Source organism: Mycobacterium sp., assembly GCF_036273375.1.
In the GTDB taxonomy this organism is placed as follows: Bacteria; Actinomycetota; Actinomycetes; order Mycobacteriales; family Mycobacteriaceae; genus Mycobacterium.
The window spans coordinates 1-26,420 of record NZ_DASUHS010000079.1 but is presented as its reverse complement, the minus strand read 5'-3'; the positions used below and the strand labels follow the sequence as shown (position 1 = coordinate 26,420).

General features: G+C 66.8%; 26 protein-coding genes. 9 read left to right on the top strand and 17 right to left on the bottom strand.

Annotated elements, in window-relative coordinates:
• The coding region (lepA, locus tag VFW69_RS07020; protein WP_526499532.1) for a translation elongation factor 4 at window positions 1-1,766 on the bottom strand (1,766 nt) is incomplete at its 3' end.
• Window positions 1,767-1,799: 33 nt separating this feature from the next.
• Between lepA and VFW69_RS07015 the strand changes: the two genes are divergently transcribed.
• On the top strand, window positions 1,800-2,402 hold the full coding sequence (locus VFW69_RS07015; protein WP_526499530.1) for a type II toxin-antitoxin system PemK/MazF family toxin: 603 nt from the start codon (window positions 1,800-1,802) through the stop codon (window positions 2,400-2,402).
• 95 nt (window positions 2,403-2,497) lie between these two features.
• On the opposite strand, the gene VFW69_RS07010 is transcribed toward VFW69_RS07015, so the two are convergent.
• On the bottom strand, window positions 2,498-2,926 hold the full coding sequence (locus VFW69_RS07010; protein ID WP_526499540.1) for a CBS domain-containing protein: 429 nt from the start codon (window positions 2,924-2,926) through the stop codon (window positions 2,498-2,500).
• 169 nt (window positions 2,927-3,095) lie between these two features.
• Here VFW69_RS07010 and VFW69_RS07005 point away from each other — a divergent pair, with 169 nt between their 5' ends.
• Window positions 3,096-3,938 carry a ribonuclease Z gene (locus VFW69_RS07005; RefSeq protein WP_526499528.1) on the top strand — a complete coding sequence of 281 codons (843 nt, stop codon included), beginning with the start codon at window positions 3,096-3,098 and terminating at the stop codon, window positions 3,936-3,938.
• Between the two features lie 17 nt (window positions 3,939-3,955).
• Here VFW69_RS07005 and VFW69_RS07000 read toward each other — a convergent pair whose 3' ends face one another.
• From VFW69_RS07000 to VFW69_RS06985, 4 genes are read right to left on the bottom strand one after another with little or no spacing between them, the layout of a single operon-like run.
• Window positions 3,956-4,660 (bottom strand): hypothetical protein, encoded by a 705-nt coding sequence (locus VFW69_RS07000; RefSeq protein ID WP_526499526.1) that lies wholly within the window; start codon window positions 4,658-4,660, stop codon window positions 3,956-3,958.
• 51 nt (window positions 4,661-4,711) lie between these two features.
• Entirely contained in the window at window positions 4,712-5,551 is an 840-nt protein-coding gene (locus VFW69_RS06995; protein ID WP_526499524.1) for a transglutaminase-like domain-containing protein, read from the bottom strand.
• Window positions 5,551-6,528, bottom strand: a complete 978-nt coding sequence (locus VFW69_RS06990; protein WP_526499522.1) for an alpha-E domain-containing protein — start codon at window positions 6,526-6,528, stop codon at window positions 5,551-5,553. Before VFW69_RS06990 ends, VFW69_RS06995 begins: the two co-directional genes overlap by 1 nt.
• A complete protein-coding gene (locus VFW69_RS06985) occupies window positions 6,528-8,210 on the bottom strand; it encodes a circularly permuted type 2 ATP-grasp protein (RefSeq protein WP_526499520.1) in 1,683 nt (560 codons plus the stop codon). The genes VFW69_RS06990 and VFW69_RS06985 overlap by 1 nt, the downstream gene beginning before the upstream one ends.
• A 144-nt stretch (window positions 8,211-8,354) precedes the next feature.
• Between VFW69_RS06985 and rpsT the strand changes: the two genes are divergently transcribed.
• A complete protein-coding gene (gene rpsT, locus VFW69_RS06980; protein ID WP_526499518.1) occupies window positions 8,355-8,615 on the top strand; it encodes a 30S ribosomal protein S20 in 261 nt (86 codons plus the stop codon).
• A 26-nt stretch (window positions 8,616-8,641) separates the two neighbouring features.
• Here the strand turns inward: rpsT and holA are convergent, their stop codons facing one another.
• The 3 genes from holA to VFW69_RS06965 form a co-directional block, all read right to left on the bottom strand.
• A complete protein-coding gene (gene holA / locus VFW69_RS06975; RefSeq protein ID WP_526499538.1) occupies window positions 8,642-9,592 on the bottom strand; it encodes a DNA polymerase III subunit delta in 951 nt (316 codons plus the stop codon).
• Window positions 9,593-9,673: 81 nt separating this feature from the next.
• Complete coding sequence (locus VFW69_RS06970) at window positions 9,674-11,170, bottom strand: ComEC/Rec2 family competence protein (RefSeq protein WP_526499536.1); 1,497 nt, start codon at window positions 11,168-11,170, stop codon at window positions 9,674-9,676.
• A gap of 50 nt (window positions 11,171-11,220) precedes the next feature.
• Window positions 11,221-12,090, bottom strand: coding sequence for a ComEA family DNA-binding protein (locus VFW69_RS06965; protein ID WP_526499516.1), 870 nt, complete (start codon window positions 12,088-12,090; stop codon window positions 11,221-11,223).
• Between the two features lie 199 nt (window positions 12,091-12,289).
• Here VFW69_RS06965 and VFW69_RS06960 point away from each other — a divergent pair, with 199 nt between their 5' ends.
• The 6 genes from VFW69_RS06960 (at window position 12,290) to VFW69_RS06935 (ending at window position 19,598) form a co-directional block, all read left to right on the top strand.
• Complete coding sequence (locus VFW69_RS06960; RefSeq protein WP_526499514.1) at window positions 12,290-13,450, top strand: acyl-CoA dehydrogenase family protein; 1,161 nt, start codon at window positions 12,290-12,292, stop codon at window positions 13,448-13,450.
• A 7-nt stretch (window positions 13,451-13,457) separates the two neighbouring features.
• On the top strand, window positions 13,458-14,564 hold the full coding sequence (locus VFW69_RS06955) for an acyl-CoA dehydrogenase family protein (protein WP_526499512.1): 1,107 nt from the start codon (window positions 13,458-13,460) through the stop codon (window positions 14,562-14,564).
• A gap of 3 nt (window positions 14,565-14,567) precedes the next feature.
• Window positions 14,568-15,011 (top strand): PPOX class F420-dependent oxidoreductase, encoded by a 444-nt coding sequence (locus tag VFW69_RS06950; protein ID WP_526499510.1) that lies wholly within the window; start codon window positions 14,568-14,570, stop codon window positions 15,009-15,011.
• Between the two features lie 24 nt (window positions 15,012-15,035).
• Window positions 15,036-16,094, top strand: coding sequence for an NAD(P)H-dependent amine dehydrogenase family protein (locus tag VFW69_RS06945; RefSeq protein WP_526499508.1), 1,059 nt, complete (start codon window positions 15,036-15,038; stop codon window positions 16,092-16,094).
• Window positions 16,095-16,341: 247 nt separating this feature from the next.
• Window positions 16,342-16,701: an MmpS family transport accessory protein gene (locus VFW69_RS06940; protein WP_526499534.1), complete on the top strand. Its 360-nt coding sequence runs from the start codon at window positions 16,342-16,344 to the stop codon at window positions 16,699-16,701.
• Window positions 16,698-19,598, top strand: coding sequence for an MMPL/RND family transporter (locus tag VFW69_RS06935; RefSeq protein WP_526499506.1), 2,901 nt, complete (start codon window positions 16,698-16,700; stop codon window positions 19,596-19,598). The genes VFW69_RS06940 and VFW69_RS06935 overlap by 4 nt, the downstream gene beginning before the upstream one ends.
• Here the strand turns inward: VFW69_RS06935 and VFW69_RS06930 are convergent.
• The 8 genes from VFW69_RS06930 to VFW69_RS06895 all read right to left on the bottom strand — a co-directional run.
• On the bottom strand, window positions 19,595-20,428 hold the full coding sequence (locus tag VFW69_RS06930) for a DegV family protein (RefSeq protein WP_526499504.1): 834 nt from the start codon (window positions 20,426-20,428) through the stop codon (window positions 19,595-19,597). The genes VFW69_RS06935 and VFW69_RS06930 overlap by 4 nt on opposite strands.
• Window positions 20,425-21,177: a diglucosylglycerate octanoyltransferase gene (octT, locus tag VFW69_RS06925; RefSeq protein WP_526499502.1), complete on the bottom strand. Its 753-nt coding sequence runs from the start codon at window positions 21,175-21,177 to the stop codon at window positions 20,425-20,427. Before octT ends, VFW69_RS06930 begins: the two co-directional genes overlap by 4 nt.
• Window positions 21,167-21,841: a glucosyl-3-phosphoglycerate phosphatase gene (gpgP, locus tag VFW69_RS06920; RefSeq protein ID WP_526499500.1), complete on the bottom strand. Its 675-nt coding sequence runs from the start codon at window positions 21,839-21,841 to the stop codon at window positions 21,167-21,169. Before gpgP ends, octT begins: the two co-directional genes overlap by 11 nt.
• Window positions 21,838-22,233 carry a ribosome silencing factor gene (rsfS, locus tag VFW69_RS06915; RefSeq protein WP_526499498.1) on the bottom strand — a complete coding sequence of 132 codons (396 nt, stop codon included), beginning with the start codon at window positions 22,231-22,233 and terminating at the stop codon, window positions 21,838-21,840. Before rsfS ends, gpgP begins: the two co-directional genes overlap by 4 nt.
• The gene (gene nadD / locus VFW69_RS06910; RefSeq protein ID WP_526499496.1) at window positions 22,230-22,895 is read right to left on the bottom strand and encodes a nicotinate-nucleotide adenylyltransferase; all 666 of its coding nucleotides are present in this window, start codon (window positions 22,893-22,895) and stop codon (window positions 22,230-22,232) included. Before nadD ends, rsfS begins: the two co-directional genes overlap by 4 nt.
• A 229-nt stretch (window positions 22,896-23,124) precedes the next feature.
• A complete protein-coding gene (locus tag VFW69_RS06905) occupies window positions 23,125-24,573 on the bottom strand; it encodes a vWA domain-containing protein (RefSeq protein ID WP_526499494.1) in 1,449 nt (482 codons plus the stop codon).
• A 10-nt stretch (window positions 24,574-24,583) separates the two neighbouring features.
• On the bottom strand, window positions 24,584-25,459 hold the full coding sequence (locus tag VFW69_RS06900) for an AAA family ATPase (protein WP_526499492.1): 876 nt from the start codon (window positions 25,457-25,459) through the stop codon (window positions 24,584-24,586).
• A gap of 36 nt (window positions 25,460-25,495) precedes the next feature.
• Window positions 25,496-26,420, bottom strand: a 925-nt coding sequence (locus tag VFW69_RS06895) for a glutamate-5-semialdehyde dehydrogenase (RefSeq protein WP_526499490.1), incomplete at its 5' end; no start/stop codon positions are given.

Here is a 26,420-nt window from a genome sequence, read left to right as displayed (position 1 = left end):
ATTTTCGATCCGATGGCGGCCTGGACGGGCACCTCGAACTGCTGGCGTGGGATGAGCTCTTTGAGCTTGGTGGTCATTTTGTTGCCGTAGGCCGATGCCCCGTCCTTGTGGACGATCGCGCTGAACGCGTCGACCGCCTCGCCCTGCAACAGAATGTCGACCTTGACCAGTTGAGCCTCTTGCTCACCGGCCTCCTCGTAGTCGAGGCTGGCGTAGCCGCGGGTGCGGGACTTCAGCGAGTCGAAGAAGTCGAAGATGATCTCGCCCAGCGGCATGGTGTAGCGCAACTCGACCCGTTCGGGTGACAGGTAATCCATGCCGCCCAGCTCGCCGCGACGCGACTGGCACAGTTCCATGATGGTGCCGATGAATTCGCTCGGCGCGATGATGGTGGTCTTGACCACCGGCTCGTACACCTCGCGGATCTTGCCGTCCGGCCAGTCCGACGGGTTGGTCACCCAGATCTCGGTGTTGTCCTCTTTGACCACGCGGTAGACCACGTTGGGCGATGTTGAGATCAGATCCAGATTGAACTCGCGCTCCAGGCGCTCGCGGGTGATCTCCATGTGCAGCAGACCCAGGAACCCGCAACGGAATCCGAAGCCCAGCGCCACCGACGTCTCCGGCTCGTAAGTCAGGGCGGCATCGTTGAGTTGCAGGCGGTCCAGGGCGTCGCGCAGATCCGGGTAGTCGGAACCGTCCACCGGATACAGGCCCGAGTAGACCATCGGCTTGGGTTCGCGGTATCCGGTCAGCGCTTCGGCGGCACCGCGGCGTGCCGTCGTCACGGTGTCACCCACCTTGGATTGGCGGACGTCCTTGACGCCGGTGATCAGGTAGCCCACCTCCCCCACGCCCAGGCCGTCGCTGGCCTTCGGCTCGGGCGAGACGATGCCGACCTCGAGCAGTTCGTGGGTGGCGCCGGTGGACATCATCGCGATGCGTTCGCGCGGGGTGATCTTGCCGTCGATCACCCGGACGTAGGTCACCACGCCGCGGTAGATGTCGTAGACCGAGTCGAAGATCATCGCCCGCAACGGCGCGTCGCCCTCCCCCTGCGGGGGCGGCACCTCGCGCACCACGTGATCGAGCAGGTCGGCGACGCCGTCGCCGGTCTTGCCTGAGACGCGCAGCACGTCGCCCGGCTCGCAGCCGATGATGTGGGCGATCTCGGCGGCGTAGCGATCCGGGTCGGCCGCGGGCAGGTCGATCTTGTTCAGCACGGGGATGATGTGCAGGTCGCGGTCCAGCGCCAGGTAGAGGTTGGCCAGGGTCTGCGCCTCGATGCCCTGCGCGGCGTCGACCAGCAGCACCGCGCCCTCGCACGCCTCCAGCGCGCGCGACACCTCGTAGGTGAAGTCGACGTGGCCCGGGGTGTCGATCAGATGCAGCACATATTCTTTTCCGGCGTCGGGTCCGCCGGTGACTTTCCACGGCAGGCGCACGTTTTGGGCCTTGATGGTGATCCCGCGCTCGCGTTCGATGTCCATCCGGTCCAGGTACTGGGCGCGCATCGACCGCTCGTCGACGACGCCGGTGAGCTGGAGCATCCGGTCGGCCAGCGTGGACTTGCCGTGGTCGATGTGGGCGATGATGCAGAAGTTCCGAATCTGCGCCGGCGCAGTAAAGGTCTTGTCGGCGAAACTGCTGATGGGAATCTCCTGGTGCGTGCAAGCTTGATGGGGCTCGTCGCGGCCGTTTCTGGGGCGGTCCGCGGGTATGTCCAGCGTATCCAGACTCCGCCGCCGGAACCTACTCGGACACATTCGCGCCCCGCCGCTCGCGTCTATGCTGCGAATATGGCGTCTCCCCGGAAATCGCAGTGGAAGACGTTTCAGCGGTTTGCCGAGAATCTGGTGTTCAACAACGCGCCGCGCCTGGTCCGGCAGGTGCAGAATTCGCAGTCCGTGTTGCGTGAGTTGCAGCAGGCCGTGCGGATCACCGCGAACGTCATCGCCGCGGTGGCGCCGCCTCCTGCCGAGGCGCCCGTCACCGGCCGGCCGGTCACCACCGGCAGCCTCCCCACCGCGCACCGCGCCCGCAAGCTGGTGTACGCGCCGAGCCTGGACGGCCGGGCCGATCCGGGCGAGATCGTCTGGACGTGGGTGGTCTACGAGGACGACCCCACCCGGGGCAAGGACCGCCCCGTCTTGGTCGTGGGACGGGACCGCAGTGTCCTGCTGGGGTTGATGGTGTCCAGCCAGGAGCGCCACGCCGCGGATCACGACTGGGTCGGAATCGGTTCCGGCCCTTGGGATTACGAGGGCAGGCCAAGTTGGATCCGGCTGGACCGGGTGCTCGACGTGCCCGAGGAGGGCATTCGCCGTGAAGGCGCCATCCTGGATCGCGAGATCTTCGACGTGGTGGCCGCGCGGCTGCGCTCCGAGTACTCCTGGCGCTAACGCGCCGGGCATGCACTCAGCGCGAGAAAACGCGAAAATTTTCGCCGTGAGTGCACGTTTGCGAGCGGAGCCGAGCGAATGGCCTCGCCGGGCAATCAGCCCTGGGTGATGTAGGACTGCAGCTGCCGCTGCTCGGCCTCGAGTTCTTCCATCCGGGTCTTCACCACGTCACCGATGCTGACGATGCCGATCAGCTTCTTGCCGTCCATCACCGGCACGTGCCGCACCCGGTTCTTGGTCATCAGCACGCTGATGGCGTCGACCTCATCGGTCTTTGTGCACGTGGCCAGCATCGACGTCATGATCTTGGACACCGGGCGAGACAGCACGCTAGCGCCGTGCGTGTGCAGCTGACGCACCACGTCGCGCTCCGACACGATGCCGACCACACCCTCGTCGCCGACCACGACCATGGCGCCGATGTTTTGGTCGTTCAGCCCCGCAAGCAGCTCGCGAACCGTCGCGTCCGGGTTGATGGTCACCACCGCCGCGCCCTTGTTCCGCAAGACGTCCGCTATCCGCATCGAGGCCTCCAGCCGGGTTGTGATCCGCTTCACATCAGGCTACGGCTTCCTCGCGCCGCGGAAAAGCCGCGAGGAGAACCTGCACACAGATCGTGTCCAAATCGGTGAAAACCCCACTGATCGGCCGATTGGCCCACTGCAGGCGCGGTGGGGCTTGCAAGATAGGGCCATGATCGAGGTCACGCTGCTGGGCACGGGAAGTCCGATACCCGATCCGAACCGCGCCGGGCCATCAACCTTGGTGCGCGCCGGCGGGCAGGCGTTCTTGGTCGATTGCGGACGTGGCGTGCTGCAGCGCGCGGCCGCGGTCGGGGTAGGCGCGGCCGGACTATCGGCGTTGCTACTCACCCACCTGCACAGCGACCACATCGGGGACCTCGGCGACGTCCTCATCACGCGGTGGATCAGCACCTTCACCCCCGATCCCGCGCCGCTACCCATCATCGGACCGCCCGGCACCGCCGAGGCGGTCGCGGCGACGCTGAACGCGTTCCGGCACGACATCGGCTACCGGATCGCCCATCACAGCGATATCAATGGGCCGCCGGCGGTGGACGTTCAGGAGTACACCGAAGGCCCCGTCTGGGATCGCGATGGGGTAACCATCCGGGTGGCCCCCACCGATCACCGGCCGGTGGCTCCGACCATCGGCTTTCGGATCGATCACGAGGACGCCTCGGTGGTGCTCGCCGGTGACACCGTCCCGTGCGCCAGCCTGGACGAGCTGGCAGCGGGCGCCGACGCGCTGGTGCACACAGTGATCCGCAAGGACATCGTCGCCGCCATCCCCCAGCAGCGGCTGCAGGACATCTGCGACTACCACTCGTCCGTCGAGGAAGCGGCGGCGACCGCGGCCCGCGCGGGGGTGGGCACCCTGGTCATGACGCATTACGTGCCGGCACCGGTGCCCGGCCAGGAAGAACAGTGGCGGGCCCTGGCGGCCACGCACTTCGGTGGGCGCATCGAACTCGGTGACGATCTGCACCGGGTTCAGGTCGACGCATCGCCGTGACGCCCGTCGGTCGCGGCTCACCGGCCTCCCGAACCTCGTTGCGCCGCAGGGGATAAAGCAACGCTTGCCACCATCAGCCAGGTCAGCGCCAGGACCCGCGCGACCGGCAGGATGACGCCCAGCGCCGGCCAGATCAGCACGACCGCCGTCACTTCGGCGAGGACGGCCGTCGCCAGACCGATCCGGGCGACCGGTCTGGGCAGCACTGCATTGCCGGACGCCGCGATTGCGCCGACCAGCAGGCCCAACGCCACAATGTGCCCCGGGCCGCCGATGAGAAACACCAGCAAGTAGAGCGCCCTGACCACCGCCGGGTCCGTCCCAACGTCCGGTATCGACAACGCCCAGCCCAGCAGCCCGGCCAGGCCGAGCGCACCGGCAGCCAGGGTGCCGCCACCCAGCGCCACCGCGGCGGACCCGGCACCGGCCCCGAGTTGTCGCAACCGGGCACCGGCGATCGCCGCGTAGATCGCCAGCGGCACCGACGACGCGAACGTCGCAACGGCGATGATGCGCACGGCCATGGGCTGGGCGCGAACGTAGGCGGTAACTGCGCTTGCCGGGCCGTAGGGCAACGGCATGACCCCGCCCACGGCGACTCCGATGGCGATGCCGCCGATGAGCAGCCCGATGCACAGCACGGACAACGCCGCCAGGCGCGACCCGCCGCGCCTGGGCCGGTTCGCATCGAGCCGCGCCGCACCTTCGGCCGAATCGTTCATTCCTGCAACGGTATCGCTGCGTGCGTTCACCGCCGTCGACCCGCACCCTGGCTAGGCGAGCCGGGTCACCTCCACGATCACGTCGAGGTCGGTGGCGCCCTCCCCGGAATAGATGCCCTTCAACGGGGAAACGTCGGCGTAGTCGCGGCCCGCGCCCACGCCCACGTACTGCTCGGTGATCTCGGTGTCGTTGGTTGGGTCATAGCTCCACCACGCACCCGTCCACGCCTCAATCCAGGCGTGGCTTCGCCCGTCCACGGTGTCGCCGACCACGGCATCAGGTTTCGGATGCAGGTAGCCCGAGACGTAATGCGCCGGAATTCCCATGCTGCGCAACAACATCAGCGATAGGTGCACGAAGTCTTGGCAGACGCCCTTGCCCTCTTTGAGCGCGTCAAGCCCCGACGAGGCCACGCTGGTGGTCCCGGGAAGGTATTCGAGTTCATCGCGCACCCAATTGGCTGCGGCGACAACGGCTTCGGCCGGCTCGTGGGTCTTGCTGATCTTTTTGCCCATCGACGCCACCCGCTTGCTGGCCGGCGTGTGCTCGGTGGGGCGCAGCAGGTCGTCGTAGCGATCGATCACGGCCTCCGATTGCAGGTCGTTCCAGCCCACATCCATCGGGAGTGGCTCGGCCCGCTCGGTTTCGACGACCGAGGACGACATCACCGTGAGATCGGTGTGGGGAGCGTGCAGGTCGAACGCCGTGACCGCGGTGCCCCAGTAGTCGATGTAGCGGTAGGACCGCGTCGCCGGGATGGTTTCAACGCGGTTGAGGATGACGTTCTGCCGGGTGTTCGACCGTGGGGTCAGCCGGGCCTCGTTGTAGGAGGCGGTCACCGGCGACTGGTAGGCGTATCCCGTGGTGTGCACCACCCGCAACCGCCACATCAGCCGCCCCCTTTCCTGCCGACCAGCCGGGCGCGCTGGCCCGCGTCCGACCACGCTACCCAGGGCGTCACGTTGAAGTACTGCACGGCCAACGCTTCTCCGACGTCACGGCAGGTCCGCTGCAGTCCGGCCAGACGGCTTTCCAACGATTCCAGCAGCACGCCGGGCTGGACGAACTCCAATTCGCTGCGCGCCTGTCCGAGCAGCCGCTGCGCCTCGGCGGTGGCCCCGATCCGGCTATGCCGGTTGCGGACGAGTTCGTCCAGGTTGTGTTCGGCCAGCCGCAGCGAGTAGAACACCGAACGCGGGAACAGCCGGTCCAGCAACATGAATTCGACCACCCGGCCGGCATCCAGCACACCGCGGTAGGTGCGCAGGTAGGTGTCGTGTGCGCCCGTCGAACGCAACAGCGTCACCCACGCCGGGGACGAGGCACTGTCCCCGACCCGCGACAGCAACAGCCGCACGGTCATGTCGACCCGTTCGATCGCCCGGCCCAGCACCATGAACCGGTAGCCGTCGTCACGCGACAGCGTCGAGTCGGCCAACCCGGCGAACATTGCCGCACGTCGTTCGATGAACGACAAGAAGTCATGTGGCCCAAGGCGTTTGGCGGCACGTTCACGTTCGGGCAGGGCGTGATAGGTGGTGTTGAGGCACTCCCATATTTCGCTGGAAGTCACCTCGCGCGCCGATTTCGCGTTCTCCCGCGCCGAGGTGATGGCGTCGACGATCGAGCAGCCGCCCTGGGTGTTGGCGTTATAGGCCACCAAGTCGGTCAAAGACCACACGTCCAGGTGATGATCCGGCGGGTCGATACCGAGCACCCGCAGCAGCAGGCGCGAAGCCTGGTCGGGGTCGACGCTTGAGTCCTCAAGCAGTTGGTGCAGTGCGACGTCCAGAATTCGTGCGGTGTCGTCGGCGCGCTCGACGTAGCGACCGATCCAGTAGAGCGACTCGGCGTTACGCGCCAGCATCAATCCACCGCCTTTTGTTGCTGCTGTTGTTTGGGCTTCCTGCGCGGGGGCTGATCGGTGAGCTGCGGCTGCTGTGAGGTCAGAGACGTCAGCCGCGGCGAGTCTTCCAGCGGGTCCGGCATCGAGGTGGGCAACGACCGCACCACCTCCGCCGCGCCGAGCTCATGGTCGCCGGCCGCCGCCCGCGACGCCAACACCCAGGTGTCCTTGGAGCCACCGCCCTGACTGGAGTTGACCACCCGCGACCCCTCGACCAGGGCCACCCGGGTCAGCCCGCCTGGCAACACGAATACGTCGTTGCCGTCGTTGACCGCGAATGGCCGCAGGTCCACGTAGCGGGGCGCCAGCGTGTTTCCGATCTGCGTCGGCACGGTCGACAGCTCCATCATCGGTTGCGCGATCCAGCTCCGGGGATCGACCTGAATCTTCTTGGCGACGGCCGCGAGCTCTTTCGCCGAGGCCTCCGGACCGAACACGATCCCGTAGCCGCCGGAACCCTCAACCGGCTTGATGACGAGCTCGTCGATGCGGTCCAGCGCTTCTTCACGCTCGTCATCGAGCCAGCAGCGCAACGTCTCCACGTTGGCCAGCAGTGGCTTCTCGCCCAGGTAGTACTCGATCATCGTGGGCACGTAGGTGTAGACGAGTTTGTCGTCGCCGACGCCGTTGCCGATCGCACTCGAGATGGAGACGTTGCCTGCGCGGGCCGCATTGACCAGACCGGCCACGCCTAGCATCGAGTCGGCGCGGAACTGCAGCGGGTCCAGGAAGGCGTCGTCGATGCGCCGATAGATGACGTCGACCTGACGCTCGCCATCGGTGGTGCGCATGTACACCTGGTTGTCGCGGCAGAACAGGTCACGCCCCTCGACCAACTCCACACCCATCTGGCGGGCCAGCAGCGAATGCTCGAAATACGCCGAGTTGTAGACGCCCGGGGTCAGCACCACCACCGTCGGATCGGCCTCGTTAGTGGCCGCGGAGTTGCGCAGCGCCCGCAGCAGGTGCGCGGCGTAGTCGTCGACCGCGCGCACCCGGTGAGTGGCGAACAGGTTCGGAAATACGCGCGCCATGGTGCGCCGGTTCTCCATGACGTAAGACACACCCGATGGTGAGCGCAGGTTGTCCTCGAGAACCCGCCAGACGCCCTTGTCGTCGCGGATCAGATCGATGCCGGCGACGTGGATCCGCACGCCGTTGGGCGGGACGATGCCCATCGCCTGGCGGTGGAAATGTTCGCAGGAAGTGATTAATCGGCGCGGGATGACACCGTCGTCCAATATTTCCTGGTCGCCGTAGATGTCATCGAGGTACATCTCGAGCGCCTTGACCCGCTGGGTGATGCCGCGCTCCAGGCGCGTCCACTCGGCGGCCGAGATAACTCGCGGCACCAGGTCCAGCGGAAATGGCCGCTCCTGGCCCGACAACGAGAAGGTGATCCCCTGGTCGAGGAAGGCGCGGGAGAGCGCTTCGGCGCGAGCTTTCAGCTCCGACGCGTCCGACGGCGCAAGCTCGGCGTAGATGCCCTTATAGGGGCCGCGGACGGCGCCCTGGTCATCGAACATCTCGTCGAACGCCATCTCGTAGGCGTCCGAAGACCCGTTGTATCCACCAAAAATGCGCTCAGAACGTGCAGCGCGAAAACCCCGCTTGGTCTCGTCAAGCTGGTTCGTAAGACTCACTGTTCAGATGCTGCCTCAAGTCGACGTTCTGGCAGCTCACGTGTTCCCGTTTTGGGAGAAAACGTAACTCACTGATAACCTGGGCAATCGCTGTGGTGATATCCGGCGCCCCACAAAACGTCTAATCGAAGAAGGAACTCCAGCGTGGCCAACATCAAGTCGCAGCAGAAGCGCAACAAGACGAACGAGCGCGCTCGCCTGCGCAACAAGTCGGTGAAGTCGTCGCTGCGTACAGCTGTTCGCGCGTTCCGCGAGGCCGCCCACGCCGGCGACAAAAAGAAGGCCGCCGAGTTGCTGGTGTCGACCAACCGCAAGCTGGACAAGGCTGCCAGCAAGGGCGTGATCCACAAGAACCAGGCCGCCAACAAGAAGTCGGCGCTGGCGCAGGCCCTCAACAACATCTGAGGCCATACCGGCCGACGGCGTCCGCCCTAGTGGCTGCGCTGGGCGGCTAGTTCAGCAACCTGTCTGACCGCGGATTCCAGGGCGTAGTCGGCGTCCACCACCGCTCCCTTGACGTTCGCGTTGAGCGTCGCCACCACCTTCATCGCCGACGCCACCGAGTCCTGCGACCAACGCCGGGCCTGTTTCTGGGCCTTCTGCACCCGCCAGGGCGGCATTCCAACCTGTGACGCGAGCCGGTAGGGATCCCCCGACAGGGGACCGACCCGGCCGATCGTGTGGATCGCCTCGGCCAGCGCATCGGCCAGCACCACCAGCGGCTCCCCCCGCATCATCGCCCACCGCAACGCCTCGGCGGCTCCCTCGATGTCGCCGGCCACCGCCTTGTCCGCGATGTCGAAGCCCTTCACCTCGGCCTTGCCGCTGTGATAGCGGCGCACCGCGGCGGCGTCGACCACCCCACCGGTGTCGGCGACCAACTGGGAGCAGGCAGAGGCCAACTCCCGCAGATCGGAACCGACCGAATCCAGCATCGCGGTCACCGTCTCCTCATCGGCCTTGACCCGCAGGCCGCGAAATTCGTTGCGGACGAAGTCGATGCGTTCGCTGAGCTTGGTGATCCGCGCGCACGCATGCACCTCGGCGCCGAGGGACTGCAGCTCGGCGGCCAGCGCCTTGGCTCGCCCACCACCGGAGTGCACCACGACCAACACCACACCCGTCGGCATGTCACTCGCGGCCGAAACAATCACCGCCGCAGCGTCTTTGCCGGCCTCACCGGCGGCCTCCAGCACGACGATGCGCTCGTCGGCGAACAGTGACGGACTCAGCAGCTCGGCGAGCTCATACGTGCTGACGTCTCCCGCCCGCATCCGGTTGACCGGAACGTCGTCGGTGCCCGCCCGTTTCCGCGCCGACCGCAGCACGTCGGCTACCGCCCGCTCGACCAGCAGTTCCTCGTCTCCCAGGACCAGGTGCAACGGCGAAACCTCGCTCACCCCACGATGGTGTCACGCCCCACCGACTGCGCCGCCCGGGGATCCAGCAACTCGACAACCCGTCTACGCCAGCCCGGACAGCGCCCAGGCCAGCCCAGCAAGCGCCGCCACTCCCCCCACGACGCGAAACGGCCGCCACCGCCACAACACCACCGTCAGCACCGTGACACCGCCGACGATCAGCGTGCCGGGCATGCCCTCCGGGACCGGCAGGGTGGCGCCCGGCATGTGGGCCGCCCAGCGGGCCACACCGTCCACCCACCACAACTCGGGACCGGTGAACCGGATCAGCAGCCGCGCGGCGGCCGGCCATACCTCACAGAGCGCGGCCGCCGCGGTGCCGAGCACCGTGATCGGCGCGATGACGGCGGCCACGACGAGGTTCGCGAACGCGGCAACCACACTGAATCGGCCCGAGATCGCCGCGACCAGAGGCGCGGTCACCACCTGTGCGGCCCAGGCGACGGCCAGCGCATCCGCCAGCGGCTTGGGCCATCCCTTCCCTACCAGGCGACGCGACCAGACCGGCGCGATGACGATCAGCGCGGCGGTGGCGACCACCGACAGCGTGAAACCCACGTCGACTGCCAGCGCGGGGGCGACGGCCAGCAGCACCAGCACCGTGGCGGCCAGGGCCGGAATGGCTTGGCGCCGACGCGACGACAACATTCCCACCAGCGCGATGGCACTCATCACCGCCGCCCGCAAAACACTCGCCGTCGGCTGCACGATGATGACGAAGGCCACCAGCGCCAGCGCGGCAAGGGCGACGGCCGCCCGGGGGCCGATCAACCGCGCCGAGAACAGCACGGCGGCACACACAATCATCACGTTGGCACCCGACACGGCCATCAGGTGCGTCATGCCGGCCGCGCGAAAGTCGCGGCTGGTGTCGGTCGGCACCGCCGAGGTGTCGCCTAACACCAGCGCGGGCAGCATCGCTGCCTGCTCACCGGGCAGCGTGTCGCGGACTGCGGCGGCGAATCGGCTGCGCACCCCGTGCGCGGCCCGCTGCACCGCGCTTGCGGTGCCCATAGTCGGGCGCCCCGACGCGTTGAGCACCGCGACCGTCAGGTCGCGACGGGTCGGCCGGCTGATGCGCGCGGTGAACTGCACCGGCTGGCCCACCATCACGGCGCCGAAGTCCGAGGCGCGCGCGAAAACGACGACCCGGCCGGATGTTTGGGCGGTGCGCAGGCGTTGCAGGGTGGCCCGAAACATCAACCGGCTGCTGCCCAGCGACACCGGGCTCTCAGTGGGGGTGACCGTGAGCGGAGCGCTGCTGCCGAAGGCCGCGGTGATCGGATGGTGAACGACAGCGTCGGCGCGCAGCGCGATGGCGAAGCCGTATCCCATCCCCACCACACCGATCGCCGCGAGGCCGGCGCTGATCGCCCGGAGCCGCGCATTTCGGCCGGGCCCGTGCACCGCACGCCACGCCAGCGCACCCGACGCGGCGATCAACGCGACGCAGCACCAGGCGAGGATCGGGCCGGCCTGCCACCAGATCCCGCCGGCGGTCACCGCCCAACAGGTCAATGCGGCCGGCACCAGGCGCACATCGACATGCCCGGAAGGCGATTCACCCGGCTCGGGATGAACCACCGGGGTCAGACACGGACCAGGGCGCGCAGCTTCTCCAACCTCGCCGGTCCGATGCCCTCGACTTCGGCGAGCTGGTCGACGCTGGCGAATTTGCCGTTGGATTGCCGCCACGCCACGATCGCGGCGGCGGTGACCGGTCCGACTCCGGGCAGAGCGTCGAGCTCCTGAACGGTAGCGGTGTTCAGGTCGACGGCCTGGCCGGGCTTCGGTTTGACCGATCCCGGCGCTGGTGGCGGTGCCTTCGATGTGGGTGTCGTTCCGGTGGCCACCGAGCTGCCCAGCGCCGTCGGCTGCCCGGGAACGGGAGCGAGACCGACCACGATCTGTTCGCCGTCACCGAGCGGTCGGGCCATGTTCAATCCGATGGTGTCCGCGCCGTTCACCGCACCACCGGCGGCCGACAGCGCATCGGCGATGCGCGCGCCCGGTGCCAGGGTCACCAGACCCGGCGTGTGCACCAGGCCGACCACGCTGACCACCACCGGGCGGTCGGGGCTGGGCGGCTGTGCGGCACCCGGGCTGGCCGATGACCTGGGGCCGGCCGTCGACACCTTCTCCACCGGTGGCAGCTTGGCCGACATCACCGGCGCCGGCCGGTCGCGCAGCAACGTGAACACGGTGACCAGCACCGCCAGCGCCGCCACGATCGCCAACCCGAGGGCGCCGGCTCGTCCGGGGTCGGCGCGCACTTTGGCCACCCAGCCGCGGTCGTGCGACGCGGCGGGAAGCCACCGCGGCAGCAGCGAATTCTGGTCGTCATCCCGGGGGTCCTCCGTCGAGGCCAGCGGTGCGTCCTCGGGCTCGGCGTGCGCATCGGTCTCCGGTTCGGCGTTGAGCCGTCGCTGCAGGCGCTCCGCCGGAAGTTCTGTTCGCATGGGCCGACGGTAGGCCCGCGCACCGCCGCAACAGCACCGCTCAACGGCACCGCCGGGCCGATCTGTGGATTAACCCGAGGCTGTGCACGGGGCCCGCGAGGGATGGGTCAAGATGGAAGTCGAGCGAACGACCGGCATCGCCAGAAACGGCTCTGGGCGCTGCGTCGTCACGGTCACCCCGAAACGACAGGAGGCTGCCATGCAACTGGCGCTCACACCCGAGGAAGCCGCGTTCCGCGACGAACTGCGCAACATCTACACGACCAAGATTCCGGAGGAGCTACGCGAGCGGGTGCGCCAGGGCTCGGCGGAAGTGAAGCATGAGGACATCGTCACCAGCCACAAGATCCTGCACGAGCACGGGTTGGCGGTGCCGCACTGGCCGGTCGAGTGGGGTGGTAAGGACTGGACCCCGACCCAGCATCAGATGTGGGCCGACGAGATGCAGCTGGCGTGCGTCCCGGAGCCGCTGAACTTCAACACCAAAATGGTGGGCCCGGTGATCGCCGAATTCGGTTCGGAAGAGGTCAAACAACGCTTCCTGCCCCCGACGGCCAGCCTCGACATCTGGTGGTGCCAGGGCTTTTCGGAACCCGAGGCCGGCTCCGACCTGGCGTCCTTGCGCACCACCGCGGTCCGCGACGGCGACGACTACGTCGTCAACGGCCAAAAGACGTGGACCACGCTCGGCCAGTATGCGGACTGGATCTTCTGCCTGGTCCGCACCGATCCGCAGGCGCCCAAGCGGCAGGCCGGCATCTCGTTCCTGCTGTTCGAGATGAACACGCCGGGCATCACCCTGCGGCCCATCAAGACGATCGACGGCGGGCACGAGATCAACGAGGTCTTCTTCGAGGACGTCCGCGTGCCCGCGAACCAGCTTGTCGGAGAAGAGAATCAGGGCTGGACGTACGCGAAGTTCCTGTTGGGCAACGAGCGCACGGGCATCGCCGGTGTGGGGCGGACCAAGGTTCGCCTCGCCGAGGTGAAGAAGCACGCCGCGGCTACCGGGGTGCTCAACGACCCGTTGTTCGCGGCGCGACTGGCCGAGGCCGAAAACGAGCTGCTGGCACTGGAACTCACACAGTCACGAGTGGTGACCGACTCCGCGGACGGGCAGCCCAACCCGGCGTCGTCGGTGCTCAAGCTGCGCGGCAGCCAACTGCAACAGGCCGCCACCGAACTGCTCGTCGAGGTGGCCGGGCCGGATGCGCTTCCGGCCAACGGCGAAGACATTTCATCGCCGTCCTGGGCGCAGCACAGTGCGCCGCACTACCTCAACTACCGCAAGACAACGATCTACGGCGGTAGCAGCGAGGTGCAGCGCAACATCATCGCGTCGACGATTCTGGGATTGTGAGGCAGCCATGGACTTTCACTTGAGCGACGAGCAAGCCCTGCTCCGCGACACCACCCGCGACCTGTTGTCGCGCACCTATGACCCGGAAAGCCGCAACAAGATCATCGGCTCCGACCTCGGCTGGAGTCGCGAAGTCTGGAATCAGCTCGCCGACACCGGGATTCTCGGTCTCGGCTTCGAGCCGGAGGAGTCCGGCCAGATCGAGATCATGGTGGTGCTCCATGAGGTCGGACGCCGGCTGGCCCCCGAACCGGTGCTGCACGCCGCGCTGGCGCCCGGTGCGCTGATCGCCGAGCTGGGCAGCGCTGAGCAGAAGCAACTGCTCGACGAGGTCGCGGGCGGACAGCGGCTGCTGGCGTTCGCCCACCTGGAGCCGGACCAGCGCAAGCCGTCCGCGGAGGTGGGCACGAAGGCGGTGCAGCAAGGTGATTCGTGGACACTGACCGGTCGGAAGAACCCCGTGCTCGCCGGGGACTGCGCCGACACCTTGGTGGTCAGCGCGGGCTTGCCGAACGGCGGCACCGGGCTGTTCCTGGTCGATGCGGAATCGGTGACCAGGCACCCGTACCGGACGTTCGACGGACAGCGGGGCGCCCAGATCGATCTGGATTCCACTGCCGCCGAACCCCTCGGCGAGGCGGGCGACGCATCGGGTGCCATCCGCGACGCCGTCGTGCGAATCCAGTCGGCGCTGTGCGCCGAAGCGCTGGGGGCGATGGAGGAATCGCTGCGGCTGACCACCGATTACCTCAAGACCCGCAAGCAGTTCGGCGTCACGCTCAACAAATTCCAGGCCCTCACACAACGCGCGGCGGACATGTACGTGTCGCTGGAATTGGCCCGCAGCATGACCCTGTACGCGGCCATGTCGATCGCCGACGGCAACATCGACCCGGTGATCGCCTCGCGGGCCAAGCTGCAGATCGGTCGCTCGGGCCGGCACATCGCGCAGGAGTCGATCCAGATGCACGGCGGTATCGGCGTGACGGCGGAATACCCGGTCAGCCACTACGCCGCCCGGCTCACCGCGATCGAAAACACCCTGGGCACCTCGGGCGAGCACCTGCACAACCTGATTGACCACATCGGCGACTACGACCTGGCCCGCCTCTAACGCATGGCCGAGCCCGCAGAACTGAGCGAGAAGGTCATCGAGTTCCTGTCGGCCGGCACCCGCACCGGGATGCTGGGCTACCTCGCCGCCGACGGCCGGCCGCTGGTCGCGCCGGTGTGGTTCGTGGTCGACGTCGGGCAAGACGGCGCCGAGCTGGCGTTCAACACCGGGCGCGACACGTCGAAAGGCCGTGCACTGGCTCGTGATCCGCGCGTGGTGATCTGCGTCGACGATCCCCATCCGCCGTACTCGTTCGTCCAGGTGCAGGGCCTGGCGACGGTCAGCGAGGATGTGCAGTACGCACTGGACATCGCCACCCGCACCGGTCGCCGCTACATGGGCGCCGACCGCGCCGACGAATTCGGCCGCCGCAACGCCGTTCCCGGTGAATTGGTGGTCCGGGTGCGGCCGACCAAGGTCAACGCAGGATTCGATATCAGCAACTAATTCGCCCACGGCAAAGGAGCCGCGATGAGCAACGCAAGCACAGACCGTCCGCTGCGGGTGATCCAGTGGACGACCGGGAACATCGGTCGCCGTTCGCTGCACGCCATCATCGGGCGGCCTGACTTGGAACTGGTCGGGGTGTATGCGCATGGCGCCGACAAGGTCGGCGTCGACGCCGCCGACCTGGCGGGCTGGCCGGAGCCGACCGGCGTGCAAGCGACGAACGACATCGACGCACTGTTGGCCCTGGGCGCCGACGCATGTTGCTATAACCCGTTGTGGCCCAGTGTCGACGAGTTGGTGCGGCTGCTGGAATCGGAAGTCAACGTGTGCACTAGCGCCGCGTGGATCACCGGCGGCAAGCAGACGCCGCAGGACTTCAAACGCATCGAGGACGCCTGCCAGAAGGGCAATTCGACGATCTTCGGCAGCGGCGCGCACCCGGGCATGACGAACATGGTGGGCATGGTGCTGTCCGCCTCGTGCGAGCGCGTCGACGAGATCCGGATCACCGAGTCGGTCGACTGCTCGACCTACGAATCGGCGGAAACCCAGACGGCGATGGGGTTTTCGCAAGATCCCGATACCCCGGGGCTGGCCGAAAACGTCCGGCGGGAAAGCGAGGTCTTCGCGGAATCGGCCGCGATGATGGCCGACGCGATCGGGGCGAAGCTGGACAAGATGACCTTCGACGTCACCTTCACCGCGGCCACCGATGACTCCGATCTGGGCTTCATGAAGATTCCCGCCGGAACGGTCGGCAGCGTCTACGGCTACCACCGCGGCTGGGTGGGCGACCGCAACGTCGTCAGCGTCGGGTTCAACTGGACCATGGGCAGTCACGTCGTCCCGCCCAAGCCGCTCGAGCACGGGCACGTCATTCAAGTGTTCGGGCTGCCCAACATGCGCACCGTGTTGCACTGCCTGCCACCCAAGGATTGGACGGAGCCCGGGTTCATGGGACTGGGAATGATTTACACCGCGATGCCGGTTACCAATGCCGTCCCGGCGGTGGTGGCCGCCCCGCCCGGGATCGTGACCCTGGCGGATTTGCCACCGGTCACCGGTCGGCTGGCCCACTAGCGGGTATGCCGTTGGCCACAACTGGCGGCCCCGGGAGGAACGGTTGCGTGCACTAAGGTTAGTATCCCTAACTGAGCAAATGTTCCGTTGACATTGGTGTCTCGGCGACGGTTGGTGAGCTTTTGCGGAAGGCGGTCAGGTGGTGACTAGTCCGGACTCAGGTCCCCGCCCCGGCTTTAGGACCCGCGCGCTGAAACAAGGGTGGCTCCCGCTGGTGCTGGTGGTCGTTCTGGCGGTCTCGGCGCTGATGGTGTCGCGGCTGCACAAGATCTTCGGCTCGGAAGATCTCAACGCAAACGCCGGCAAGGGGATCGAAATCGTGCAGTTCAACCCGAAGGTCGTCGTCTACGAAATTTCCGGCTCCCCGGGTACGACGGCGAACATCAACTACTGGGACGAAAACGCCAACACGCACCAGGTCAACAACGCCCCGCTGCCGTGGTCGACCACGATCTCGACCACGCTGCCGTCGGTGAGTGCCAACATCATGGCGCAGAGCGACGGCAGCACGATCAGCTGCAAGATCACCGTGGACGGCGTCGTCCGCGACAGCCAGAACTCCGATGGCCATAACGCCCAGACCTTCTGCCTGGTGAAGTCCGCATGAGCGATGTGAACAGCAAGACCGAGAGCGACCTGAGCGCAACCGACACCGGCCCGATCAAAACGGGGGGCCTGTCCAAGGCAGAGCGGGGCCACCGGCCTTATCTCCCCCATGCGATCCGCATCTTCGCGATACCGATCATTTTGGGCTGGGTGGCCATCACCGTGTTGGTGAACGTCATCGTTCCCACGCTGGAAAAAGTCGGCGAGGCGCACTCGGCGCCGATGACACCGCTGGACGCACCGTCGATGAAGGCGATGATGCGCCTGGGCCACAACTTCCACGAGTTCGACTCCAACAGCACCGTCATGATCGTCCTGGAGGGACAGCACCCGCTCGGCCCGGACGCGCACCAGTACTACGACAAGCTGATTCGGCAACTCCGCCAGGACCCCAAGCACATTCAGCACATCCAGGACTTCTGGGGCGACCGGCTCACCGCCGCGGGCGCTCAGAGCGCCGACGCCAAAGGCGCCTATGTACAGGTGAACCTCGCCGGTAACCAGGGCACGACGCTGGCCAACGAGTCCGTGGACGCCGTTCGCAAGGTCATCGGCGAGAACAAGGCGCCACCCGGCGTGAAGGCTTACGTCACCGGTCCCGCGGCGCTGTCCGACGACATGCACATCATCGGTAACGCCAGCCTGGCCAAGATCACGCTGTTCACCCTGGGCGCCATCGCGATCATGTTGCTGCTGGTCTACCGGTCCATCGTCACGACGCTCGTGCAGCTGTTCATGACCTTCGTCGCGCTGGCCTGTTCGCGCGGAGTCGTCGCGGTTCTCGCGTACCACGACGCATTCGGGCTCACCACCTTCGCCGCCAACATCCTCACCATGCTGGCGATCGCCGCGGGAACGGATTACGGAATCTTCCTCGTGGGCCGCTATCAGGAGGCGTTGGCCGCCGGCGAGGACCGAGAATCCGCGTACTACACCACATTCAAGGGCGTCGCCCCGGTCGTCTTGGGATCGGGCCTGACGATTGCGGGCGCGACCTATTGCCTGAGCTTCACGCGGCTGCCTTGGTTCAACACCATGGGTGCGCCCGTGGCGATCGGCATGCTGGTCGTGGTGCTGGCCGGCCTCACGCTGGGCCCCGCGGTGGTCTTCGTCGGCAGTCGCTTCCACCTCTTCGAAAAGCAGGCCAAGCGCGGTCGGCTGTGGCGCCGGGTGGGCACCGCCGTAGTGCGTTGGCCCGCACCGGTTTTGGCCGTCAGTGCCGCGGTCGTGCTGGTCGGCATGATCGCGCTGCCGACCTACCACACGAGCTACAACGACCGCCATTACCTGCCGTTGTCAGCCCCGTCCAATCAAGGGCAAGAGGCCGCGAATCGGCATTTCTCCGAGGCACGGATGAACCCCGACCTGTTGATGGTCGAGTCTGACCATGACATGCGGAACCCGGCCGACATGCTGGTGTTGGACCGGGTGGCCAAGAACGAGATGCGCACGCTCGGCATCGCCATGGTCCAGGACATCACGCGGCCGCTGGGCATTCCGATTCAGCACAGCTCGATTCCGTTCCAGAACAGTGTCCAAAGCCAGACGACGATGCAGAACATGAGCTTTCTCAAGGAGCGCATGGACGACATCCTGAAGATGGCCGATGACCTGCAAACCCAGATCAACACCACGCAGCGCCAGTACGAGGTGTCGCTAGACCTGGCCAACGCCGCCGACGACAGCGCAAAGACCACGGCGGTGACGTCGCAAATCACCGACACCCTGCGCGACCACATCGCCGATTTTGACGACACCTTCCGGCCGGTCCGCACGTATTTCTATTGGGAGAAGCACTGCTACGACATCCCGTTGTGCTACGGGTTGCGGTCCCTGTTCGATACTTTGGATGGGTTCGACCAGCTCGCCGAGCAGTTCCACTACCTCACCGGCGACATTGCGCACACCGCCCAAGCCACACACGACCTGAATGCGTTGTTTCCCACGCTGATCACCACTCTGAAGACCACCAGGGGCATCACGCTGACGCTCTACCAGACGTTCAAAGCGATGATCAACCAGATGGAGGCGATGAGCAACACCGCCATCGTGATGGGACAAAGTTTCGACAACTCCAAGAACGACGACTTCTTCTACCTGCCACCGGAAGCCTTCGATAACCCGGATTTTCAGACCGGCCTGCGCATGTTCTTGTCACCGGACGGTAAATCGGCGCGGTTCTTCATCACCCATCAGAGCGATCCGATGACGCCGGAGGGCATCGCGCGGGTCGACGCCGAACGCACCGCCGCGCAGGAGGGGTTGAAGCAGTCCTCGCTGTCGGATGCCAGGGTGTATCTCGGCGGCACCGCCGCGACATTCAAGGACATGGCCGACGGCGAGAAGTACGACCTGATGATCGCGGTGGTGTCGGCCCTGACGCTGATCTTCATGATCATGCTGCTGCTGACCCGAAGTGTGGTGGCCGCGCTGGTGATCGTCGGCACCGCGGCCAGCTCGATTGCGGCGTCATTCGGTCTGTCCGTGCTGATTTGGCAGGATCTGTTCGGCATCAGGATCCACTGGATCGTGATGGCGCTGTCGGTCATCATCCTGCTGGCCGTCGGATCCGACTACAACCTGCTGCTGGTCTCCCGGTTCCGTGAAGAGATCCATCGCGGGCTCAAGACGGGGATCATCCGGTCGATGGCCGGCACCGGTGGTGTGGTGACGGCGGCGGGTCTGGTGTTCGCCTTCACCATGGCGTCCATGCTGGGCAGCGACCTGCGCGTGCTCGGTCAGTTCGGATCGACCGTGTGCATCGGTCTGTTGCTCGACACGCTGATCGTGCGCACCCTGCTGATGCCCTCGATCGCCACCCTGCTCGGACGGTGGTTCTGGTGGCCGCAAGTCGTGCACCCGCGCGGTGACAACGCCCGACGGCCGGTGAACGCCTAGGTTTCTGGGAGCCCTACGCTCACCGCGACCGCGCCCGCGCCGACATGCAACGCGAGCACCGGCCCCAGTTCGGTGATGATCGCCGGCTCGCACGCCGGTAGCCGTTCGCCCAGCGCCGTCGCCACCTCTCGTGCGCCATCAGGATTGTTGACGTGGTGCACCGCCAGGGCGGCGGCGTCGTGGCCGACGACCTGACAGACCCGGTCGATCATCGCCCCCGTCGCATGGCTCACCGTCCGCACCCGTTGGGCCAGAACAAGTTTGCCGTCATCGATACGCAACAGCGGCTTGAGCGCCAGCGCTGTGCCCAACCACGCCTTCGCCCCGCCGATGCGTCCGCTACGGCGCAGATTGTCCAGCCGGTGCACCACGATGAAGGCGTGCCCACGGTCGACGGCCCCGCGCGCCGCGTCCGCGACGGCCTCGACGTCTTTGCCGTCGGCCGCTGCCCGCGCGGCGGCCAAAGCAACGAAGCCGGTGCCCATCGCGGCCGACTTGGAGTCGACGACGCGCACGTTCGGATCGAGATCGGCGGCGGTGCGTTCGGCGGCCCGGCAGGTGCCCGACAGCGCAGAGGAAATGTGAACGGCCACCACCCCGTCGGCGCCGCTGTCGGCCAGCGCCTGCTGGTACACGTCGGCCAGTTCGGCCGGGGTGGCCGCCGCGGTGGTGGCCGCCAGTTTGTAGATATCGCCGGGAACGTCGTCGACACCATCACGCAGATCGTTGCCGTCGAGCAAGATGTGCAGCGGAACGACGCGTACGCCCCACTTTTCGAGCAGGTCGGCCGGCACACGTGCCGACGAGTCGGTCACCACCACGACAGTCACGAGCACTGTCCCCGGGGCTTCTCGTTGGGTGCCCCGGCTTCGGCCAGCGCCTTGAGCATCAACTCCGCGACCGCCTGATGAGCCTCGAAATTCCAGTGAATGCCGTCGGGGTTTCCCCGGCCATTCATCATCTGCTCGGCGACGGCGGCTTTGAGATCGACCAAGGGCACCTCGTGGTTTTGCGCCCATTCGGTGATGGCTGCCACCGTCCCCGCGCGTCCGTGGTGGGCCCGGCCGTAAGTGTCGGCGATATGCACCGACGGCAGCGAGGCCACGATCGGGATGCCGGGGCGGTTGAAATCGATTGCGCCACGCGTCTGTTCGAGATAGTCGGCACTCAGGTGCGCAGGCAGGGCCGACCTGGCGACCGGCGAGAGCCGGGGCTGCAGCCAGCCATAGCCGTCACGAACCCAGCGCCGCAGCCAGGGCGGCCGCACATAGCGGATCAGTTCACGCAGCGCGGTGGGCAGCACCGACGGCAGCGAATCCATGCCGCCGGTGGCGAAGATGACAGCGCCGGCCCTGGGGAGCGCCGCCCAGGCCCGCGGGTCCTGGGTCGCCGCCCACCAGATGTCGCGGCACGTCCAACCGATGCGGCCAATCAACTCCACATCCCAACCAAGTTGTGCCGCAACGATGTTCGGCCAAATTCGGGGATCGTCGGCGGGAAGTCCTCCGGTAGGACCGTAATAGGCCAACGAGTCGGCGAAAATCAGCAGTGTGGGCTTCGGCCGCCCCTCAGAGGACATCGTTGGACACCTGCGCCGAAGCGTTCCACACATCCAGTCGCCAACGGATGCTGTCGAATTCGTCGGCGGGATCGTCGCTATGCCCGGAAAGTTGTACCCAGCTGGCATTGCCCATGCCACCGAGAATGGGCCAGTTGGCGACCGGAAGCTTCAGCAGCGCGGCCGACAGCGCGGCGATCAGGCCGCCGTGGGCCACCAGCACCACCGGGCGATCCGGCCCGTCGGGGTCACCCCATTCCGGCTCGCCGGACACCAATTCGGCAACCAACGGCGCGCTGCGCGCCGCGACGTCGACCCTGCTCTCGCCACCATGCGGCGCCCAGGTGGCGTCTTCGCGCCAGGCTAGCCGTGCGCCGGGAACCTGCGCGTCGACCTCGCTATGGGTCAACCCCTGCCAGTCGCCGAGATGGGTTTCCCGCAACCGCTGGTCCACCCGGATCGGCACGGCGGTCACCTCCCCCAGCCTGATGGCCGTGTCGTAGGCGCGATGCAGATCCGAGGACACGATGAGCAACGGCTGCAGCTTGCCCAGCACCTCGGCGGCCGCGACCGCCTGCGCCCGCCCGAGTTCGCTGAGTTCGGAATCCAGCTGGCCCTGCATCCGGCTGCCGGCGTTGAACTCGGTTTGCCCGTGCCGCAACATGATCAGACGACGAATTCTCATTGCGCGCCCGACTCCTCGGAGTTGTCACGGCCCTCGTCCAGGTCTACCGGCACCACCGGGCAGTCACTCCACAACCGGTCCAGGGCATAGAAGTCCCGGTCCTCCTGGTGCTGGATGTGAACGACGATGTCGCGATAGTCCAGCAGCGTCCAGCGGCCTTCCCGGGTTCCCTCACGACGAGCCGGCTTGTAGCCGGCCTTGCGCATCTTCTCCTCGATTTCGTCGACGATGGCGTTGACCTGTCGCTCGTTGGACGCCGAGGCGATCACGAAGCAGTCCGTGATGGCGAGCTGGGCCGAGACGTCGATCACGACGACGTCGTCGGCCAGCTTCGCGGCGGCGGCGCCGGCGGCCACCGTTGCCATATCGACGGCCTCCTCGGTGGCGCTCATGGGTGTTCCCCTGTGGTCAGGCGTGTTTCGTTCACGATCACCGGCGGCCCCTCGTCGCGGTAGAGCCGGCGTTTGGAGACGTACTGCACGACGCCGTCGGGCATCAGGTACCACAGCGGCCGGCGCTGCGCCGCGCGGCGACGACAATCGGTCGATGAGATGGCCAGCGCCGGGATCTCGACCAGCGTCAGCGCGTCCTCTGGCAATTCGCCCAGCACGCCGGTGATGTGTTCGCGCCGCAGCTCGTAGCCGGGCCGGCTGACCCCGACGAAGCGCGCCAGCTCGAACGCCGTCTCCCAGCCCTGCCACGAGAGAATGGAGGCCAGCGCGTCGGCCCCGGTGATGAAGTACAGCTCGGAGTCCGGGTTGAGGGCGCGCAGGTCAAGCAGAGTGTCCTTGGTGTAGGTGGGGCCGGCGCGGTCGATGTCGACCCGGCTGACCGAGAAGCGGGGATTGGACGCCGTGGCGATCACCGTCATCAGATAGCGGTCCTCGGCAGCAGTAACGTGCCGCTCCTTCTGCCAGGGCTGGCCGCTGGGCACGAACACGACCTGGTCGAGGTCGAACAGGTCGGCGACCTCACTGGCGGCGACCAGGTGGCCGTAGTGGATGGGGTCGAACGTCCCACCCATCACTCCCAACCTGCGAAGCTGCTTTTGCACGATTTGCCAGCTTACTTGAGCCGGTGTTGCGGCCCGATTTCCCGGGCGTTGGTCACATGCGTCACACCAGCCTCTGCTTCGGGCGGCACGCGTTGACTCACAGCGACAAATGCTGCCGAAGACGCCGTGACGCCGGGCGACCCGCGGTTGTCGCTGTGAGGCGGGCAAAAAGCACCGCCGCCGATCCAGACGCGTGTGGCCGGTGTGAAACGACGCGGCGCCCGCACCCCTACACCGGCAGCAGCTGGTCGATCACCGCGGCCAGCTGCTTGGCGGACCTGCACTCGTGCATCGGTATGACCTCTTGGTAGCGCGGCACCGCCGAGTCGCCGCTGCCCCACAGATGCTTGGGCTCGGGATTGAGCCAGTGCGCGTGCCTGCTGGCGGTCACCATGTGAGACAGCAGGTCGGTCTCGGGATTCCGGTAATTGGTGCGCCCGTCCCCGAGCACCAGCAGCGAGGTACGCGGTGACAGCACATTGGGGAACGCCTGCATGAACGACGCGAACGCGTTGCCGTAATCGGAATGGCCGTCGCGACTGTAAACGCCCGACTCCCGCGTGATCCGCTGGATGGCCACGGCCAGGTCCGCGTCCGGGCCGAACATGTGGGTCACCTCGTCGGTGGTGTCGATGAAGGCGAACACGCGAACACGCGAGAATTGTTGGCGCAGAGCATGTACCAGGAGCAGGGTGAAGTGGCTGAACCCGGCGACCGAGCCGGACACGTCGCACAGCACCACCAGTTCCGGCCGTGCCGGACGCGGCTTGGCCAGCACGACGTCGATCGGAACCCCACCGGTGGACATCGACTTGCGCAGCGTCTTGCGCATATCGATCGTCCCGGCCCGGGTGCGTCGCCGGCGGGCCGCCAGCCGGGTCGCCAGCGTTCGGGCTAGCGGGGCCACCACCCGGCGCATCTGGCGCAGCTGCTCACCGGAGGCGCGCAGGAATTCCACGTTCTCGGAAAGCTGTGGAATGCCGTACATCTGGACGTGATCGCGGCCCAGCTGCTCCGCGGTGCGCCGTTTGGTCTCGGAATCGACCATCTTGCGCAACTGGGTGATCCGCTGCGCGGCAAGCGCTTTGGCGATCTCCTCCTGGCTGGGCGTGGGTTCGTCCCCGTACGAGGCGAGCAGCCCGGCCAGCAGCTTGCCCTCGAGCTCGTCCAGCGCCATCGCCTTGAGCGCCTGGTACGACGAGAAGGACGGGCCGCGACTGGAGCTGTATTTGCCGTAGGCCTCGACGATCCGGGCGATCATCGCGACCAGGCGCTCGTCCATGTCGGCGAGATCGGGATTCTCGGTCAGCAGGTCCACCAGCATCTGGCGCATCGCCTCGACATCGTCGGCCGGCAACGCGTTGTCGTCTGGCGTCTCGTTGGCCTCGTCGTCGGTGATCACCGCACGTGCGCCCAGCGCCGCAGGGAACCACAGGTCGAACATGGCGTCGTAGGTCTCGCGGTGATCGGACCGGCGCAACACAGCGCACGCCAAGCCCTCGCGCAGCACCTTCCGGTCGCCCAGGCCGAGCGTCGCCATCACCCGGCCGGCATCCACCGTCTCCGATGGACCGACCGAAATCCCTGCTCCGCGAAGCGCTTCCACGAATCCCACCAAATGGCCGGGCAGCCCGTGCGGGGCGAGCGGCCGGGAGGGTCGGATGCGGCGGGTGGCCATCGCAGTCGTCCTAATTCAGCCGCAGCTCGCCGGTCGCGCGCTGCTGGTCGGATTGATGTTTGAGCACCACGCCGAGCGTGGCCGCGACGACCGCGTCGTCGATGGTGTCCAGGCCCAGCGCGAGCAGCGTGCGGCCCCAGTCGATGGTCTCGGCGATGGACGGAACTTTCTTGAGTTGCATCCCGCGCAGCACGCCGATGATGCGAACGAGCTCCTCGGCCAGATGCGCGGGCAGCTCGGGGACCCGGGACAACAGGATGCGGCGTTCCAGGTCGGGACTGGGAAAGTCGATGTGCAAGTACAGGCAGCGACGCTTGAGCGCCTCGGACAGCTCGCGGGTGGCGTTGGAGGTCAGCACCACCAGCGGTGTCCGCTCGGCGGTGATGGTGCCCAGTTCGGGAACGGTCACCGCAAAGTCGGACAGCACCTCCAGCAGCAGGCCCTCGATCTCGATATCGGCCTTGTCGGTCTCGTCGATGAGCAACACCGTCGGCTCGGTGCGCCGGATGGCGGTCAGCAACGGACGCTGCAGCAGGAACTCCTCGCTGAACACGTCGTCCTTGGTCTGATCCCAGTCCCCCGACCCGGCCTGGATGCGCAGGATCTGCTTGGCATGGTTCCACTCATAGAGCGCGCGAGCCTCGTCCACGCCCTCGTAGCACTGCAGGCGCACCAGGCCCGAGCCGGTGGCCTGCGCGATGGCGCGGGCCAACTCGGTCTTGCCGACGCCGGCCGGACCTTCCACCAACAACGGCTTACCGAGCCGGTCGGCCAAAAACACGGCCGTCGCAGTGGCGGTGTCGGGCAGGTAGCCGGTCTCGGCCAACCGCCGCGACACGTCGTCGATGTCGTCGAACAACGGCTTGGACCGGGCGGGCACACTCACAATCGGTTCTCCTAAAACGCTTTCTCCACGCGGGTATCAGGCGGGACGAGTTTGTCCGTCTCCCCACGCAATCCATTTGGTCGAGGTCAATTCGGGCAGCCCCATCGGACCGCGGGCATGCAGTTTCTGGGTGGAGATGCCGATCTCGGCGCCGAAACCGAACTGCTCACCGTCGGTGAAGGCCGTGGACGCGTTCACCATCACCGCGGCCGCGTCCACACCGTCCGTAAACTTCTGCGCCGCAGCCATATTGGTAGTCACGATGGCCTCGGTGTGTCCGGTGCCGTACTCGTTGATGTGAGCGATCGCGGCGTCGATCCCGTCGACCACCGCCACCGCGATGTCCATCGACAGGTACTCGCGACGCAGGTCGTCCTCGTGCGCATCCTTCGAAAATCCACCGTGCACGGTCACGCCGGCGTCCTGCAGGGCGGTCACCAGTCGGGGCAGTGCCTGTTCGGCGATCCCGACGTCGACCAGCAGTGTCTCGGCGGCGTTGCAGACACTGGGCCGACGGGTCTTTGAATTCAGCAGGATTCGCTCTGCCACATCCAAGTCGGCGCCGTCGTGCACATAGACGTGACAGTTGCCGACACCGGTCTCGATGGCGGGCACCTGCGCGTCGCGGACCACCGCGTCGATCAGGCTCGCCCCGCCGCGCGGAATCACCACGTCGACCAGGCCGCGAGCCTGGATCAGATGCGTCACCGTGGAGCGGTCATCGGCCGAAAGCAGTTGCACCGCATCGGCGGGCAGGTCCTCGCTGACCAACGAAGCCCGCAGCACCTGGACCAGCGCCTGGTTGGACCGCGTCGCCGACGAACTTCCGCGCAGCAGCACGGCATTGCCGGACTTCAGCGCCAATCCGAAGGCGTCGACGGTCACATTGGGCCGGCCCTCGTAGATCATGCCGACGACGCCCAGCGGAACCCGTTGCTGACGTAGCTGCAGCCCGTTGGGC